Consider the following 16,501-nt stretch of genomic DNA (forward strand, 5'->3'; position numbering starts at 1 on the left):
CGGTCCTTGGTCATGGGAAAGTCCAGCGTCTGCACAGCCACATCGGCCTTCAAGTGCGGGCGGACAATATCATACGAGACAGAATAGGTATTCTTGGACGAGGCCGCGGCAAAGATGCGGTCCACACCACCCAAAACGCGCACGGCCTTCAGGGTAAGAAATTCCGGGTCGCCGGGGCCAACGCCTATTCCATAGAGGGTTCCGTAGTTCACGCTAGTCGTTCCTGTTCTTCATTCTGTTCGGGTGGAGGAAGCGGGCAAGGGTTTCCACAGCTTCCACAATGCGCGGTCCGGGCCGCGAAAACATCCGCTCGTCCACCACCAGCGTCCTGCCGGATTGGCAGGCGGAGAGCGTGCGGTACAAAGGACGCTCGGCCAAAGGCCGGGGGCTTTGATTCATCGGCCCCTGTTGAATGACGTAGACATCCGGGTCCAAGCCGATGAGCGCTTCCTCGCCCAGCCGGACCATTTTGCGGTCCACGCGCACGCAGTTGCGTCCGCCTGCGTGCTCAATGACATCGTTGACGATGCCGCCGAGTCCGGCACCAAGCAGGTTCGGGGAACGAACCTCAAAAAAGACCGTCGGCTTGTGCTGCACATCCTGCACACGCTCGCGCACGGCATCCAGACGGCTTTGCATGCGCCCAATAAGGGCCTCCGCCGCCGGAGCGCTTCCGGTCAGCGCGCCAATGGTCCTGATGGTGCCAAAAAGTTCGTCTATGGTCGCGGGACTCAACGCCGCCACCTTCACGCCGCGCTGGCGCAGGCGGGTTACGGTCTCGCCCGCGGCCTTGCGCCCGGCCAATTGCAGCACAACGTCCGGCCGCAACCCGACGATAAGCTCCATATTCGGGCGCATATGCGTGCCGATGCCGGGCTTGTCCTCTATACCCGGGGGAAACGTCTCGTTGCTGGTGCGGGCCACAATGCGGTCCGACAGGCCCATGGCGTGCAGTATCTCGTTAAACCCACCATACAGGGCAATGATGCGCTGCGCTGGCGCATCAAGGCGCACCGTGTCCCCCCGGCCATCACGGACGGTGACAACCTCAGCGCTGGCCGCAGACGCCGTCAGGCACAGCGCCAGCGTGACGAGGCACCATATGCACCTGCGGCGCGCCAGTGACGGGATGCGTCCCCACACGGATGCGCGTTTCGTAAATTCCAGAAAGTATCTGCTCATCAAAAACCGTCCCGGTCGCGCCCTCCGCCGCCACGGCGCCGTTCTTCAAAAAGATGACGCGGTCGCAGTACAGGGCGGCAAGGTTCAAATCGTGCACGGTAACGAACACCAGCCCGCCGCCATCGGCCATGCCGCGCAGCAGGTCAAACAGCTGTACAGTGCCGGACATGTCCAGACTTGCCGATGGTTCGTCCAAAAACATCACATCCGTCTCCTGCGCCAAGGCGCGGGCAAACAGCACGCGCTGAAACTCGCCGCCGGACACGGCGTCCGTGGGCCTGTCCCACAGGTGCCCCACTCCGGCGCGCTCCATGCACTGCCGCGCCACGGCGATGTCCTCACGCCCATAGCCCGAAAATGCCGACAGATGCGGGTAGCGCCCCATCAGCACCACGGACGAACACTTCAGCGGAAACGCCGCCGAAGCCTTTTGCGGCACAAAGGCGATGCGCCGGGCGCGTTCCTTGGCGGACATGGCGAGCACGTCGCACCATCCGCCGTCCTCCTGCAAATGCACCTGACCGCCCATGGCAGGCAAAATGCCGCCAGCGGCGGACATAAGCGTCGTCTTGCCGCTGCCGTTAGGGCCAAGCAGGCCAACCATCTGCCCGCGGCGCAGGGTTGCGGAAATGCCATCCAATACACGGCGCTGGCCGTAGCCGCAGGAGAGGTCCTCTATGCGAATCACAGGCCCATCTCCTTGGCGCGCCGCCGCAGCAGCAGGCAGAAGAACGGCCCGCCCATCAGCGCAGTGATGACGCCCACCGGAAGCTCCTGCCCCTCTGGGAGCAGGCACCGTGCCAGCACGTCGGACCACATCAGCGCCACGCCGCCCACAAGGGCCGAGGCCGCAATGAGCGGGCGGTGCTCCGCGCCCATGCGCATGCGCACCAAATGCGGCACCACCAGCCCCACAAAGCCGATAACGCCGGAAACGCTCACCGCCGCGCCCGTCAACAGGCTGGCGGCCACCAGCACAATAAGGCGGGTCCTGTCAGTATTCACGCCCAGCATGGCGGCTTGTTCGTCGCCCATGGACAGCAGGTCAATCTCGCGGGCGTAGGCCATAATGACAAGGCCGCCCACCAGCATATACGGCACGGCAAAGCCCACATGCTCCCAGCTGCGCCCCTGAAAACTGCCCATCACCCAAAAAACGATGCTGGACATGGACTCCTCGTCCAAACTCTTGAGGAGCGCAATAAGCGCGGAGAGAAACGTCGCCACCACAATGCCCGCAAGGACGACCGTCTCGCGCCGCAGGTGCCCGGCCACGCGGCCAAGGGAAATAACAGCGGCCAGCGCGCCAAGCGCGCCAAGCATGGCCGCAAGGGGCAAAACGCCCGGACCAAAGACCGTGTGGACGCCCGCAAGCCCGAAGTACAGCGCGAGTGAAGCGCCAAAGGCCGATCCCGTGGACACGCCAATGGTGAACGGGTCCGCCAGCATATTCTGCAGAATTCCCTGAAACACGGCCCCGGCGGCGGCCAGCGCCGCGCCCACAACCCACGCAAGGCACACGCGGGAGAGCCGGATATCAAGAATCACCACAGACAGCGTCGGGTCTGCGGGCGCATCCACGGGCAGGCCAAGAGCCGAGGCCAACACCGCAAACACGTCGCGTGCGGAAAGAGGCAGGGGGCCGAACAGGCAGCCCCCGATAACGGATGCGCACGACACCGCGGCAAGCGCGCAAAGCAGCACGCGCCGCCGCTTTCGGGCCGCACTTTCCTGCGCAAAGGTCTGCGTCAGGACCGCGTCGTTCATGGTTCCCCCTGCCATTACAGTCTACTGCGCCAAACGGCTCAAGGCGTCTTCGGCGTGGCCAAGCCAAATGGCCGCGAATTCAGGGTACTCGGCAGTGCCCTTCAAAACACATTTCGGCGTAATGCCGTTGGCCTTGAACACGGACTTCCAAGAGTCGTCCTCGTCGCCCGCCATGTCGTTCTGGGCATGGTCGCCAGCCACGGACATCAGGGGCATCAGCCATGCGGTCTTGATGCCGCGAGCCTTCAGCTCCGCCACAATGGTGTCCAGAGAGGGCGTGCCCTCAACGGTGCCAACAAAGATGTTGGGGTCTTTCTGGGCAACATACCACTGCAGACCGGGGTAGAAAATGTTGCCGGAGTGATGCGTGCCGTGGCCCATGAGCACAACGGCTTCGTCAGCCTTGCGCTCAGCGGGGATGGAGGACTGAACGGCCGCAGTCACAGCCTGCATGTCGGCATCCGTCGCCATCATTGGGCTGCCCACCGTGACCTGACGGAAACCGCCGGGACCACCGCTAAAGCGGCTGACCACACTGAGCACCTTCTGATGGAATTCTTCGCCCGGGATGGTGTGCAGGGACTGCACGGCAACATGGGTGTAGCCGTCATCCAGCATTTTGGAGAGCGCGGTGGCTACGGAATCCAGCTCGCGGCCCTGCTTCGCCAGCTTGTGGCGGATGATGTTGGACGTAAACGCCCAGCGCACATCAAGACCGGGATGGGTCTTTTCAAAGGTGGCTTCAAGACCGTGCAGGGCCTTGTCGGCCTGAGGAACACTCGTACCAAAGGCCACGAACAGCACACCTTTCTTCACAGGCTTTCCCTCACCATGCGATGCAAATGCAGTGGAAATCGACAGGACCAGCGCCAAGAGGCACAGCGCGAAAACGCGCGTGCCAGAGAAACGGGATGTGAGCATCTGAACTCGCTCCAGTGAAACCGCAGGCGGGCGTCACCTGCCAATACAGGAAGAAAGCCGGCGCACAGCGCCGGAGTGCGTCAGGGATGTACCCCGAACATTCGGGATGAGGTCCATGCAGGCAATAGCCCTCGTTGCCGGCATGGCAGACGCAAGGCCCTGAGGCAGGTCTTCTGGCTTGTCCGAATTCCACCCCCGCCTTCCCGCCCGGGTGCGCGTTGCACGCACAGGGCAGTGGCATTGTAGGGGGTGCAAGACTCGTCCGCGCGGGCAATGCCAACGCGGCGCCGGACTTACAGCGGCGGGTCCGCCCCGGATTTGCACCGGGTTCCCTCTTCAAGCCCCGCAAGCGCGGGGCTACCTCAAGACGCGGGAAGCATAGGCGATTTCACATCTCTTGTCACTGCACAAAACACCCGCGCAGTACCCGGCGCACCGACCCGGACGCCGTCAAAATTGCGCCGCCATGCCCCCACCGCCGGAGCTTTTCCAAACGATTTCACAGCACACCACAAATGGCCCACTTGATGCACTTCACAACGCAAAGACAAAATCACGGCGCACAGAGGCGCGCCAATGCATCCACCACCACACCATTTGGGAGCCATTATGCGGACCGTCATGACCATCATCCTCACCCTGTGCGGCATCTTTACCACCTCCACCGCCATCGAAACAGAATACGCCATCTTTGCTGAAACGACACAGCACCGCATAGCGCCCGCACAGCCCCAGCGGCACGTTGTCCGCATGGCCGTGAACGCGCCCACCTACTCCGCCACCACCACGCGGGCCACCCACGCCGCGTCCCCGGCGCCGTCAGACGGACCCGGCAGTGTCCAACGCCCCGAGGATTCCCCCGCGCCTAAAGCGCCTGAGGCCGCCCCGGCGCAAACCGCCGATGACGCCGTCACCGCACCGGCAGGGCTGACACCGGACACGGACCACTCGCTTATCGCCAAGACCGTTGCCTCGCGCCTTATTGCCCTCACCGTCGATGCCATACGCAAAAGCGCCCACGGTGAGCGTCTGGAGCGCGGCGTTATCGTCCCACCCACCGCGCCATCGCCCGGTCCGCCGCCTCTGCCGCAGGGGTGCCTTATAGTATAGAAATGCACGCCGCAGGGGAGATTCGCGGCAAGGCCGCTCTGTCCTTGACTTTGCAGGAGACTTGGTTACCTTTGTCCTCTTTATTTTGGCGACTCTGTTTAATTTCCGTGGAGGACATGCACATCCATGAGCGACTATAAGAAAACCCTGCACCTGCCCCGGACCAAGTTCCCCATGAAGGCGAACCTGACCCAGAACGAGCCGAAGACGCTCAAATTTTGGCAGGACACTGATGTCTACAAGACCATGATCGAGGCCAATGAAGGCCAGGAGAGCTACACGCTCCACGACGGTCCGCCCTACGCCAACGGGCACATTCACCTTGGCACCGCCATGAACAAGGTGATTAAGGACATCATCGTCAAGCACAAGAACATGCAGGGCATCAAGGCCGAATACGTCCCCGGCTGGGACTGTCACGGCCTGCCCATTGAGCATAAGGTCGGGCAGGAACTCAAAGCCAAGGGCAAGACGGACCTCCCCGCGCTGACCATCCGCAAGATTTGCCGCAGCTACGCGGAAAAGTGGATGAAGACCCAGCGCAAGGAATTTCAGCGTCTTGGCGTTTTGGGCACGTGGGACAACCCCTACCTGACCATGCGCCCCAGCTACGAAGCCGCCACCGCCCGCGAGCTTGGTCGCTTTATGGCCAAAGGCGGCGTCGTCCGCAACAAGAAGCCCATCTACTGGTGCAACGACTGCAAAACCGCACTGGCAGAGGCCGAGGTGGAGTACGCGGACCACACGTCCCCGTCCATCTTCGTGCGCTTCCCCCTCACCGACGCAAAGGTGACGGACATCATCCCCGAGGCCGATCCGGCAAAGACTTTCGTCTGCATCTGGACCACCACCCCGTGGACCCTGCCCTCCAACATGGCTATCGCCTTCCACGCCGACTACGACTACGTCTGCGTCAAGAAGGGTGACGAGTTCTACATCCTTGCCGAAGAGCTGCTGGCCTCCTGCGCCGAAAAGTTCGGCTGGGACGAGTACACCACCGTGGCGACCCTCAAGGGTGAAAAGTTCGAAGGCCTGAAGGCCCGCCACTGCATCTACGACCGCGAGTCCCTGCTGGTGCTGGCCGACTACGTCACGCTGGAGAGCGGCACCGGCTGCGTGCACACCGCCCCCGGCCACGGCCCCGATGACTACATGACCGGCTACCGCTACGGTCTGGACATTTACTCCCCGCTGGACGACGAGGGCCGTTTCCTGCCCACCGTCGAATTCTTTGCGGGCCTGCGCGTTGACGAGGCCAACCCCCACGTCATCGACAAGCTCACGGAGCTGGGCAATCTTCTCGCTATGGAGAAGATCAGCCACTCCTACCCCCATTGCTGGCGCTGCAAGCAGCCCGTTATCTACCGGGCCACCACGCAGTGGTTCATCTCCATGGAGAACAACGACCTGCGCCAGAAGTCCCTCAAGGCCATTGACGAGGACGTGCAGTGGATTCCCGCATGGGGCCGTGAGCGCATCCATAATATGATCGAAATGCGCCCGGACTGGTGCATCTCGCGCCAGCGTACGTGGGGCGTGCCCATCGTGGCCCTGCTCTGCAAGGACTGCGGCGAGGCATGGTTCGACAGTGACTGGGTCATGAACATCGTGGACAAGTTCGAGGAGCACGAAACCGGTTGTGACTACTGGTTCGAGGCCGCCCTTGAAGACATCGTCCCCGAAGGCCTGACCTGCCCGCACTGCGGCGGCAACCACTGGGAGAAGGAAGACGACATCCTCGACGTGTGGTTCGACTCCGGAACGAGCTTTGCCGCCGTTGTGGAACAGCGCGACGAGTGCTCCTACCCCGCCGACCTGTATCTGGAAGGCTCCGACCAGCACCGCGGCTGGTTCCACAGCTCGCTGCTGGCCTCCATGGGCACCCGCGACAAGGCTCCCTACAAGTCCGTGCTCACCCACGGCTATGTTGTGGATGGCGAGGGCAAAAAGATGTCCAAGTCCATCGGCAACGTGGTGGCCCCGCAGGAAATCATCGACAAGTACGGCGCGGACATCCTGCGTATGTGGGTTTCCTCCGAGAACTATCAGGCTGACGTGCGCATCTCCGACGACATCCTGAGCCGCCTCGTGGACGCCTACCGCCGCATCCGCAACACCATGCGCTTCATCCTCGGCAACCTCGGCGACTTCGACCCCAAGGTCAACGCCGTCGCCCCCGAGCAGATGCTGCCGCTGGACCGCTACGCCATGGACCTTATCCAGTCCATCCATAAGAAGATTGAGCGCTCCTACAACGAGTTCGAGTTCCACCGCGTGTACCATGCGGTGCACAACATGTGCGTCACGGACCTGTCCGCCTTCTATCTGGACATCCTGAAGGACCGCCTGTACGTGTCCGCCGCCGACTCGCAGGAGCGCCGCTCCGCGCAGACCGCGCTGTGGCAGATCTTCATGACCCTGCTCAGCGACATTGCGCCCACCCTGTCCTACACCGCAGAAGAAGCCTTCCAGCACCTGCCGGAAGCCCTGCACCCCGGCGTGCCCACGGTCTTCGCCATGCGCTTTACCATGGACGAGAAGTACCTGCTCTCCGAGGCCGAGCGCCACAAGTGGGACACCATCGCTGCCGTGCGTTCCGAAGTGAACCGCGCCATCGAGCCTGTGCGCAAGGCTGGCACCGTCGGCCATAGTCTGGATACCAAGGTCACCGTCTACGCCCGCGAAGAGCTGCTGGACGACTTGGCAACCGAAGGTCTGGACCTGCGCGAAATGTGCATCGTTTCCGCCATCACCACCGCACCTCTGGCCGACGCCCCGGCAGACGCCTACGAGAGCGAAGAGGTGGACGGCCTGAAGATTGGCATCGAAGCCGCAGCTGGCGACAAGTGCGAGCGCTGCTGGATTTACTCCAAAGAGCTGGGCACCAGTACGGACCACCCCGGTCTGTGCCCGCGCTGCGCTTCCGTGATGGCAGCCGAAAGCAAATAGCTTTCGCGCGGCCCCCTCACCTTACGCCTTCATTTGGCCCGGGCGCGGCGCAGACCGCGTCCGGGCTTTTAACCATGGAGCACACGGCACCCCCATGCGCAACAGATACGCCATGGCCCTCTCCATCGCGGGCAGCGTCCTTATCCTTGACCAGCTGACCAAGCTGTGGGTGCAGGCCACCATTCCCCCGTGGCAGGGCTACGCCGTTATTCCGGGCTTTTTCAACATGGTCCATGTGCTGAACAAGGGCGCGGCCTTTGGCTTTCTGGATACCGACGCCATCGCGTGGCAGACCACCCTGTTTATCACTGTGGCTCTTGTCGCCGTCGGCGCTATTATGTACCTGTTGAAGACGGCTCATTTTACGGACAAGCTTTCCGTGTCCGCACTGGGACTTATCCTTGGCGGCGCACTGGGCAACCTTGTGGACCGAGTCCATCTGGGCGCGGTGGTCGACTTCTTGGACTTTCACTACAAGGCATGGCACTGGCCGGCGTTTAATGTTGCGGACATTGGCATCTGCCTTGGTGTTGGCCTTATGCTCATCACCATTGTGAAATCCGACACGGCGTCCTAGCCCACCCCACTACGTCACACAGGAGCGAAACACCACGATGTTCGTTGATATCAGCACCATTCCTCCGGCAATTATCGCCGCCATTTGCGGCGGCGCCCTCGTCTGCGTCGCGCTGAGCTTTTGGGCCATCTGGCACGCCTTCTGGCGCGTATTCCCTTACCCGCAGGAGAGGTTCATCTGGCTGGCAATCGCCGTGTTCATCCCGTTCTTCGGAGGCCTTATCTACCTCCTCTGGGGAGCAAAACGTGGACGGAGAAACGCATCATGAAACGCCTGCTCACACTCAGCCTTCTGGGCATGACCACCCTGTCCATGACCGCCTGCGTCAACCCGGACGACATCAAGACGCTGGACAACCGCGTCTACGACCAAAAAGTCCGCATCGACACCATCGAAACCAAAGTTAACGACCTTTCCAAAACCGACCCGCAACAGGCCGACATCTGGTCGCAGGTGCAGAGCATGCGCCGCGAGATGGGCGAGTTGCAGGACGAGGTAGCCACCCTGCGCCGCCAGCTGGACGAGCAGAATACCGCCATCGCCGCCAACACCAACGCCACCAAGGCGCTGACCGGCGATGTGCGCGACGTGCAGACCGGCTGGCACAGCCTGACCACCCAGCTGGGCGCGGACGTTGACCTCGACACCATCCGCAAGGAGCGCCTCGCCCGCGAGCAGGCCGCACAGCCTGCCCCTGCGCCGCTGCCCGGCATGGATGCCAACGCGACGGCCACGCAGCCCGCTTCCGGCGAATCTCCCGAGCCCGGTGCCCCGGCTGCTGACGCCAACGCCACGGCTTCCGCCGCAGGCGACGCCGCCGCACAGCCTGCTGACACGGCAGCCAAGGCGACAGACACCGACGCCGCCATCGCCAAGCAGGCACCGGCGCTCGACGCCGCCACCACGCTGTACGATTCCGCCCGCGCCGCCTTTGAAAAGCGCGACTACACCGAGGCGCAGGCCCGCTGGGAAGAGTTCGCAACCAACTTCCCGGACCACAAGCTCGTCTCCAACGCCATTTTCTGGCAGGGCGAATGCTACTATCAGCTCAAGGACTACGCCCGCGCTGTTCTGAAGTATCAGGAAGTGCTGGATAAGTATAAGAAGAGCTACAAGTACCCCACGTCGCTGCTCAAGCAGGGCCTGTCCTTTATGCGTCTTGGCCGGGTCAAGGCTGGCCGCCTGCTGCTGCACGACGTCATCGACAAGTTCCCCAAGTCCGCCGAGGCGCGCCGCGCAAAGGCCATCCTCAAAGGACTCTAAACCTCAGCCCCGGACACGCTTCCGGAAATCTGACGGATACCGTATGCAAGACGTCATCAAGGCACACCGGAAAATCGTCCATCTGTCCTTTCCGCCCGAAAACTCGGGAAGGCCGGTGGTCTGCAACCTGACACGGCTGTTTGACCTTTCGTTCAACATCCTTCAGGCCACAATCTCGCACCGGCAGGAAGGCTCCCTCACCCTGGAGCTGACCGGCAGCGAGGAGAACTACGACAAGGGCATCAAGTACCTCAGCGACCAGGGGATCAAGGTCGAGGTCGTTGCCCAGCGCATCTCGCGCGACGAGGACATCTGTATCGACTGCGGCATGTGCACGGCGCTGTGCGCCACCAAGGCCCTGTACTTGGACAAAGCCACCCGCCGCATCCACTTCGATTCCGAAAAGTGCACCGCCTGCGGCATGTGCACCCGCGTGTGCCCCGTCAATGCCATGAACGTTCAACTTGACGACACCGACTTCTAAGCACCTTCCGGAGGCCGAGCCATGAACACAGGAGAATTCTCCAGCGTCGCAACCCGCATCAGAGGATACATCCGCCGAATGGACTCGGCCTCCTCTCTTCCCATGCTCCACGAGCACATCGTGCCAACGGCAACGGAGGATCTGGACCTCTCCGGGGCCAATTTGCAGGAGCCCCTCGTCAATTTTCTGGAATCCATCAATTCCAAGCTGGACGCCCTGCTCGGCCTTATCGGGCAGGAGCGACTGGAAACGGAATTTGACCACACCATCGAGGTGGTGGAGCTGTCCGGCGCAGGCCTTGCCTTTACCTGCGATGCCAGCTTCACGCCGGGGGACTCGCTGGAATTTGCCCTCCTGCTCGGACAATTCCCCTTGCGTGTCGCCGCCGCAGTTGGCAACGTAGTGGAGAAGCGACACCACGAAAACGGCGCGCCCATCTGGGCCGTGGACTTCACCTCCGTACGCGAAAGCGATCAGGAGGCCATCGTCCGCTTTGTCTTCCGCGAACAGCGCGAGCGCATCCGCGAGCGCAAATGGTCGGAATAGCCAATACCACCCCCGCCCAGGAGGCACTGTATGACCCCGAAGATTGAAGAACAGCTTGATCAGCTTGTTGAACAAGTCACCATGAGCGTGGTGTCCGGCCTCGACACCGTCATCAAAGACGCCATCGAAAAGGAAGTGACCTCGGTTCTGACCAAGAGCCTGAACAAGGAGATCAAGGACGGCGAATTCTTCCGCAAGGTCAATGACGACATGCGCCACGGGCTGGAAGAAATCTACAAGGAAATCAAAAAGGCCAAGCGCGAGGAAGGCATCAGCGCCGCCCACGAGGTGGACACCGACCAACTTCTGTCCGAAGCCTCGGACCAGCTGGACCAAATCCTCCAATCCACGGAGGACGCCACCGTCCGCATCATGGACATCGTTGAAAAGCATCAGGAGATGATCGCCCACTCCGGCAAACTGCTGCGCGAATTCCGCAGCGGCGGCGCCAGCAAGGAGAACGTGAACAAACTCATTGAGCTGAACGACGCCCACACCGCCGACCTCATCGAAATCATGACCGCCCTCTCCTTCCAGGACTTGACGGGCCAGCGCATCAAGCGTGTGGTCAACGCCCTCAAGCGCATTGAGGAAGTGGTCTTCGACGTCTACATGTCCACCGGCCTTGCCGTGAAAAAACGCGACCAGACCCCGGAACGCGACGCCTCGGAAATTGCCGCGGAAGCCAAGCAGACCGTCTCCGCCCTCAAGGGCCCGCAGAAGGACTCCTCGCAGGAGGATGTGGACGACCTGCTCAAGCAGCTTGGACTGGAATAGCCCCGCAGGGCGCATCCGCATATATTACGGCACGAAAAAGGCCGCTCCATGGTGCACATGGAGCGGCCTTTTTTGATGCTTTTCGTGGGCTTTCCGGTCCCGCCTCTGCCTTTCACATAAGAAGCAGTGACGACAAACCAAGGAAAGTCAAAAAGCCCGCGCTGTCCGTCAGCGTGGTCAGGAAGATGCTGGACGCCTGCGCCGGGTCGCGGCCAAGCTCCTGCAAAATGACGGGAATGGACGCACCGGCCACATTGCCAATGCACATATCCACGCCAAGGGCCACGCTCATCACGGCGGCCAGCTGAATGTTGGATGTCAGCAAAAACACGCCCAGCATAACCATAAGGCCCACAATCAGGCCATTGACCATGCCGATGCGCGCCTCACGCATGACGGCGGTCCACGCGCGTTTGCGGTCAAACGCCTCCATGGCGAGCTGACGGATGATGACGGCAAGGGACTGCTGGCCGGAGTTGCCCGCCTGGTTTGCCACAATGGGCATCAGGGCGGCCAAGATAGCCATCTGCGATATGGTCCCTTCAAAGAGGTGCACCACCCATGCGGACACTGCGGAGTTGGCCACATTGACCACCAGCCACGGCAGGCGCATCTTCACGGACTGGAGCCACGGGGTATCCGTGCTCTCGTCCTGACCGGCGCCGACCATGCCGAGCATGTCTTCGCTGGCCTCTTCATGGATGATGTCGATGACGTCGTCATGCGTCACCACGCCGAGCAGGCGCATTTCGTGGTCCACAATGGGCACGGCAAGGAAGTTATAGTGCGTCAAAAGGCGCGCGACCTCTTCCTTGTCCTCGTCAAAATGCGCGTAGATAAGCTGCTGTTTGCCCAGCACATCGCGCAGGCGCTGGCCCGGACGGCTGAGCATAAGGTTTCTGAGTGAAAGCACGCCCACAAGGCGGTCCGCCTCGTCCACGATGTAGGCGTAGTAGGGAATTTCCGTCTCTTCCGCGGCGCTGCGGATGAGCTGGATGGCCTGATCTGCCGTGAGGTTGCGGTCAAGGACTGTGACCTCGGTGTTCATCACGCCGCCGGCCGTGTCCGCGTCGAAGGTCAAAAGCGTCTCAATTTCAAGCGCTTCTTCCTGCTCCACGCGTTGCAGCAGCCGGAACTGGTGCGCGTCGTCGAGGTCGTCCAAAACGTCCGCCGCGTCGTCGGGCGACATCTGTTCCAGAAGGTCGGCGGCAAAGTCCGGCGGCAGGTCCTTCATCAGCCGGGCGCGGTCGTGGCGCTCCATCTCGGCGATGAATTCTGCGGCGTCTTCCGGCTCCAGCCTCTTGACCACCTCAATCTGTTCTTCAAGGGAAAGGCTCTCAAGCTGCGCCGCCCCGTCAGCCGGATGAGCGTACTCAAAGTCGGCTGCGGGGTCTGTCTGGGCTGTGAGATTCTCTTGCCCTTCCGGACCTTCGGGCCCGGGATGCGAGGTGTATCTATCCTTCTCTGTCATGGCGGTTGTCAGGTATCCTAAATGCGGTCTGAGGTCAAAAGATTCAAGCATCTTGACTCGCGCTGGCCGTTGCCTTACGAGCCGAGTACAGACACAACTCCAAGCCATACGGATACGCCATGAACCATACGCTATTCGACGCTTTTTTCCAGGGAGACGCCCGAACCTATCTTGACCGGGCCATCTCGCTGGCTCTGGAGGAAGACGGGCCGGACCTGACGTCCGAGGCCGTGTTTACCGGCAATGAACGCGCCCACAGCGTCATCATCGCCAAGGAACCCACCATCTGCGCGGGGCTGCCCCTCATCCCCATCGTCCTCAGCGCATTGGAACACGAAACATCCCATGATGTAACACATTTCTTTGCAGACGGCGACTCGGTGGCCCCCGGCACCACGGTGGCGGAGTTCACCTGTCCGCCCGCCGTGGCCTTTAAGGCCGAGCGCGTCATCCTCAATTTTATCTGTCACCTTTCCGGCATTGCCAACCTGACCCGGCGCTACGCCGACGCGCTGTCCGGCACGCGCACCATCCTGCTCGACACCAGGAAGACCCTTCCCGGCCTCAGATATCCGGAAAAATACGCAGTCTTGCTGGGCGGCGGCAAAAACCATAGGATGGACCTCGCCGAGATGCTTATGCTCAAGGACAACCACATCGACCAAGCGGGCGGCATCAGCCCGGCGGTGGACGCTCTGCGAAAGACCTACTCCCCCTGCCCCCCGATAGAGGTCGAATGCAGAACCCTTGACGACGTCACGGAAGCGGCGAACCTGGGTGTGGACCGCATCATGCTTGACAACATGGCCCCCGACACGCTGCGCGAAGCGCTGGAACGCATACCCAGCGGCATCGAATCCGAAGTCAGCGGCGGGGTGAATCTTTCCACCATTGCGGACATAGGAAGGATCGGGCCGGATTACGTTTCCGTGGGTAGGCTGACCCACTCCGCTCCGGCTGCGGACTTCAGCATGCGTGTCCGTATAACGCACGGATAATCCTCATGACATCCAACTCCACCCAAATTATCACCGACATAAGGAAACAACGCGGCTCAAATCTGGTCATCATGGGGCACCACTACCAGCACGACCGCGTCATCCTGCATACCGATCTGCGCGGTGATTCGCTGGAACTGGCCCGGCAGGTGCCCTCCCTCAAGGCGGAGTACATCGTGTTCTGCGGCGTGCAGTTTATGGCCGAAACCGCGGCCATGCTCGCCGGTGAGGAGCAAAAGGTCATCATCCCCGCGCCGGACGCCGGGTGCATTATGTCCAACATGGCTCCCGCCCATATCCTCGACTGTGTCATGAGACGCCTCAGCGAAACCGACCGCCGCGTGATTCCCCTCGCGTATGTGAACACCTCCGCCGCCATCAAGGGCATTGTGGGCCGCTACGGCGGGTCCGTGTGCACCTCCGCCAACGCCAAGACCATGCTGGACTGGGCCATGAAGCGCGGCGACAGCGTGCTGTTCCTGCCCGACCAGAACCTTGGCAACAACACCGCGGACGCCCTTGGCATCCCGGCAGAAAAACGCATGGTGCTGGATATCCGCAACGGCGGCAGAGATGTGGACCCCGCCCAGACGGCGGACAAGCGCCTGCTGCTGTGGCCCGGCCTGTGCGCCATCCACGAACGCTTCCGCGAGGAGCACATTGACGAAATTCGCCAGCGCGACCCCGACGCCCTCGTCATCGTGCACCCGGAGTGTCGTCCGGGCGTGGTTGCCAAGGCCGACGCCGCCGGCTCCACATCCGCCATCATCAAATTTGTGGACGACGCCCTTCCCGGCTCCACCATTTACATCGGCACGGAGATTAACCTTGTGGAACGGCTGGCCAAGACCAACCGCGACAGCAAGCGCATCCGTCCGCTGCGCCCCAGCTCGTGCCGCAACATGGCGAAGACCACAGAGTCCCTGCTGGCCGAAACCCTCATGAATCTGGAGACCTCCGAGCCTGTCCGCGTCCCCGACGATGTGGCCTACTACGCGCGCATCGCCCTCGAACGCATGCTCGAAGCCTGCGCCTAGCACCCTGAACCACATCGAGCAGCACCCATGAACACCACCCGCTATTCCACTGAAGCCCTTGTCATTGGCTCTGGCATTGCCGGAGCCACCTGCGCCCTCATCCTCGCCGAGGCAGGACGGCACGTGACCCTGCTCACCGCTGACAGCGCGCCGGACAAAGGCAACACCGCCCTCGCGCAGGGCGGCATTGTCTACAAAGCCATTGACGAGAATCCGCGCGACCTCGAGGCCGACATCATGACCGCCGGCTGGAAACTCAACAATCCCAAGGCGGTACGCTTTCTGTCCCAAAAGGGACCGGACGTGGTGAAGCGGGTGCTGCTCGATACCCTCCACGTGGACTTCTCCACCACCTGCGACGGTGAGCTGGACCTTATCCGCGAGGGCGGCCACGGCAAGCCCCGCATCGCCCACTGCGCGGACTTCTCGGGCCGCGCCATCATGGACAAGCTGGTCGCAGCGGTGGCGGAGCATCCGAACATCACCCTGCTCACCGGCCGCACAGCCATAGACCTGCTCACCAGCCATCACCACTCCACCAAGCTGGAGTTCAAATACCAGCTCAGCAACCAGTGCTGCGGCGCGTACGTCTTCAATCAGGACCTTGCGCAGGTGGAAACCATCCTTGCAGACACCACCATCCTCGCCACGGGCGGCATTGGGCAGTTGTATCTGCACACCACGAATACCTCGTCGTCCATCGGGTCCGGCATGGTCATGGCCGCCCGCGCCAAGGCCAAGACCATCAACGCCGAGTATGTGCAGTTCCACCCCACATCGCTCTTCCACCGCGCGCCCCGGCGCTTCCTCGTCTCCGAGGCCGTGCGCGGCGCGGGCGCAAAGCTCCTCAACGACAAGGGCGAAGCCTTCATGGCGCGCTACGACCCGCGCGCCGACCTTGCCCCGCGCGACATCGTCACCCGCGCCATTCAGGAGGAGATGCTCGCCACCGGCGCGGACTTCGTCTATCTGGACGCGGCAAACCACGTCTCGCGCGACATTGAGACCAGCTTCCCCACCATTGCCAAGAAATGCCGCGACATCGGCCTCGACATGACCAAGGAACCCATCCCCGTAGTTCCTGCGGCGCACTATTTCTGCGGCGGCATCCTCACGGACGCCACAGGCAAGACCACGCTCTCGCGCCTGTACGCCGTGGGCGAATGCGCCTGCACCGGCGTGCACGGCGCCAACCGCCTTGCCAGCACCTCGCTGCTGGAGGGCCTGCTGTGGGGCGTCGCCGCCGCCGAGGACATCGCCAAGAAGGCCCCGCGCCGCAGCGCACTGCCGCAGCGCCTTGCCGACGCCATGCCCGACTGGGTGGCGGCAGGCGACACCCAAAACGAGGACCCCGCCCTTGTTGCACAGGACTGGGCCACCATCCGCACCACCATGTGGAACTATGTGGGCATCGTGCGC

At 62.2% G+C, this 16,501-nt stretch carries 17 protein-coding genes and 1 riboswitch; of the genes, 11 read left to right on the top strand and 6 right to left on the bottom strand.

The annotated features are described in order from the left end of the window. The 5 genes from ACY69P_RS05265 to ACY69P_RS05285 all read right to left on the bottom strand — a co-directional run. On the bottom strand, positions 1–212 hold a 212-nt coding region (locus ACY69P_RS05265), incomplete at its 3' end, for an SAM-dependent methyltransferase (RefSeq protein ID WP_462326789.1). Position 213: 1 nt separating this feature from the next. Continuing rightward, the gene (locus ACY69P_RS05270) at positions 214–1,143 is read right to left on the bottom strand and encodes an ABC transporter substrate-binding protein (protein ID WP_462326797.1); all 930 of its coding nucleotides are present in this window, start codon (positions 1,141–1,143) and stop codon (positions 214–216) included. Continuing rightward, positions 1,049–1,870 (bottom strand): ABC transporter ATP-binding protein, encoded by an 822-nt coding sequence (locus tag ACY69P_RS05275; RefSeq protein WP_459899738.1) that lies wholly within the window; start codon positions 1,868–1,870, stop codon positions 1,049–1,051. The genes ACY69P_RS05270 and ACY69P_RS05275 overlap by 95 nt, the downstream gene beginning before the upstream one ends. Next, a complete protein-coding gene (locus tag ACY69P_RS05280; protein WP_459899736.1) occupies positions 1,867–2,949 on the bottom strand; it encodes a FecCD family ABC transporter permease in 1,083 nt (360 codons plus the stop codon). Before ACY69P_RS05280 ends, ACY69P_RS05275 begins: the two co-directional genes overlap by 4 nt. A 21-nt stretch (positions 2,950–2,970) precedes the next feature. After that, positions 2,971–3,765, bottom strand: coding sequence for a sirohydrochlorin cobaltochelatase (locus ACY69P_RS05285; RefSeq protein ID WP_462326790.1), 795 nt, complete (start codon positions 3,763–3,765; stop codon positions 2,971–2,973). A 251-nt stretch (positions 3,766–4,016) separates the two neighbouring features. Further along, positions 4,017–4,250: riboswitch (cobalamin riboswitch) on the bottom strand. 229 nt (positions 4,251–4,479) lie between these two features. Between ACY69P_RS05285 and ACY69P_RS05290 the strand changes: the two genes are divergently transcribed. The 8 genes from ACY69P_RS05290 (at position 4,480) to ACY69P_RS05325 (ending at position 11,576) form a co-directional block, all read left to right on the top strand. Then, positions 4,480–4,980, top strand: a complete 501-nt coding sequence (locus ACY69P_RS05290; RefSeq protein ID WP_462326791.1) for a hypothetical protein — start codon at positions 4,480–4,482, stop codon at positions 4,978–4,980. Between the two features lie 126 nt (positions 4,981–5,106). After that, positions 5,107–7,929, top strand: a complete 2,823-nt coding sequence (gene ileS / locus ACY69P_RS05295; RefSeq protein WP_462326792.1) for an isoleucine--tRNA ligase — start codon at positions 5,107–5,109, stop codon at positions 7,927–7,929. 94 nt (positions 7,930–8,023) lie between these two features. Further along, a complete protein-coding gene (gene lspA / locus ACY69P_RS05300; RefSeq protein ID WP_404844838.1) occupies positions 8,024–8,506 on the top strand; it encodes a signal peptidase II in 483 nt (160 codons plus the stop codon). Between the two features lie 37 nt (positions 8,507–8,543). Continuing rightward, on the top strand, positions 8,544–8,774 hold the full coding sequence (locus ACY69P_RS05305) for a PLDc N-terminal domain-containing protein (protein WP_404844837.1): 231 nt from the start codon (positions 8,544–8,546) through the stop codon (positions 8,772–8,774). Further along, a complete protein-coding gene (gene ybgF / locus ACY69P_RS05310) occupies positions 8,771–9,769 on the top strand; it encodes a tol-pal system protein YbgF (protein ID WP_462326793.1) in 999 nt (332 codons plus the stop codon). The genes ACY69P_RS05305 and ybgF overlap by 4 nt, the downstream gene beginning before the upstream one ends. Positions 9,770–9,812: 43 nt before the next feature. After that, positions 9,813–10,253: an NIL domain-containing protein gene (locus ACY69P_RS05315; protein ID WP_404844835.1), complete on the top strand. Its 441-nt coding sequence runs from the start codon at positions 9,813–9,815 to the stop codon at positions 10,251–10,253. 21 nt (positions 10,254–10,274) lie between these two features. Further along, positions 10,275–10,799 (top strand): PilZ domain-containing protein, encoded by a 525-nt coding sequence (locus ACY69P_RS05320; RefSeq protein ID WP_459899726.1) that lies wholly within the window; start codon positions 10,275–10,277, stop codon positions 10,797–10,799. A 30-nt stretch (positions 10,800–10,829) separates the two neighbouring features. Next, positions 10,830–11,576 (top strand): protein phosphatase CheZ, encoded by a 747-nt coding sequence (locus ACY69P_RS05325; protein WP_462326794.1) that lies wholly within the window; start codon positions 10,830–10,832, stop codon positions 11,574–11,576. A 112-nt stretch (positions 11,577–11,688) separates the two neighbouring features. Here the strand turns inward: ACY69P_RS05325 and mgtE are convergent, their stop codons facing one another. After that, the gene (gene mgtE, locus ACY69P_RS05330; RefSeq protein ID WP_404844832.1) at positions 11,689–13,047 is read right to left on the bottom strand and encodes a magnesium transporter; all 1,359 of its coding nucleotides are present in this window, start codon (positions 13,045–13,047) and stop codon (positions 11,689–11,691) included. Between the two features lie 119 nt (positions 13,048–13,166). Between mgtE and nadC the strand changes: the two genes are divergently transcribed. The 3 genes from nadC to ACY69P_RS05345 all read left to right on the top strand — a co-directional run. Beyond that, on the top strand, positions 13,167–14,045 hold the full coding sequence (nadC, locus tag ACY69P_RS05335) for a carboxylating nicotinate-nucleotide diphosphorylase (RefSeq protein WP_459899722.1): 879 nt from the start codon (positions 13,167–13,169) through the stop codon (positions 14,043–14,045). A 5-nt stretch (positions 14,046–14,050) separates the two neighbouring features. Next, the gene (gene nadA, locus ACY69P_RS05340; RefSeq protein WP_462326795.1) at positions 14,051–15,082 is read left to right on the top strand and encodes a quinolinate synthase NadA; all 1,032 of its coding nucleotides are present in this window, start codon (positions 14,051–14,053) and stop codon (positions 15,080–15,082) included. A 27-nt stretch (positions 15,083–15,109) separates the two neighbouring features. Continuing rightward, the coding region (locus ACY69P_RS05345) for an L-aspartate oxidase (protein ID WP_462326796.1) at positions 15,110–16,501 on the top strand (1,392 nt) is incomplete at its 3' end.

The sequence above is a fragment of the Desulfobaculum sp. genome (assembly GCF_054921475.1).

Bases quoted from the DNA above. Each gene is read 5' to 3' on its own strand.
- ACY69P_RS05315 (WP_404844835.1), top strand. From the start codon at position 9,813: ATGCAAGACGTCATCAAGGCACACCGGAAAATCGTCCATCTGTCCTTT.
- mgtE (WP_404844832.1), bottom strand. From the start codon at position 13,047: ATGACAGAGAAGGATAGATACACCTCGCATCCCGGGCCCGAAGGTCCG.
- ACY69P_RS05280 (WP_459899736.1), bottom strand. From the start codon at position 2,949: ATGAACGACGCGGTCCTGACGCAGACCTTTGCGCAGGAAAGTGCGGCC.
- ACY69P_RS05320 (WP_459899726.1), top strand. From the start codon at position 10,275: ATGAACACAGGAGAATTCTCCAGCGTCGCAACCCGCATCAGAGGATAC.
- nadC (WP_459899722.1), top strand. From the start codon at position 13,167: ATGAACCATACGCTATTCGACGCTTTTTTCCAGGGAGACGCCCGAACC.
- ybgF (WP_462326793.1), top strand. From the start codon at position 8,771: ATGAAACGCCTGCTCACACTCAGCCTTCTGGGCATGACCACCCTGTCC.
- ACY69P_RS05325 (WP_462326794.1), top strand. From the start codon at position 10,830: ATGACCCCGAAGATTGAAGAACAGCTTGATCAGCTTGTTGAACAAGTC.
- ACY69P_RS05290 (WP_462326791.1), top strand. From the start codon at position 4,480: ATGCGGACCGTCATGACCATCATCCTCACCCTGTGCGGCATCTTTACC.
- ileS (WP_462326792.1), top strand. From the start codon at position 5,107: ATGAGCGACTATAAGAAAACCCTGCACCTGCCCCGGACCAAGTTCCCC.
- nadA (WP_462326795.1), top strand. From the start codon at position 14,051: ATGACATCCAACTCCACCCAAATTATCACCGACATAAGGAAACAACGC.
- ACY69P_RS05305 (WP_404844837.1), top strand. From the start codon at position 8,544: ATGTTCGTTGATATCAGCACCATTCCTCCGGCAATTATCGCCGCCATT.
- lspA (WP_404844838.1), top strand. From the start codon at position 8,024: ATGCGCAACAGATACGCCATGGCCCTCTCCATCGCGGGCAGCGTCCTT.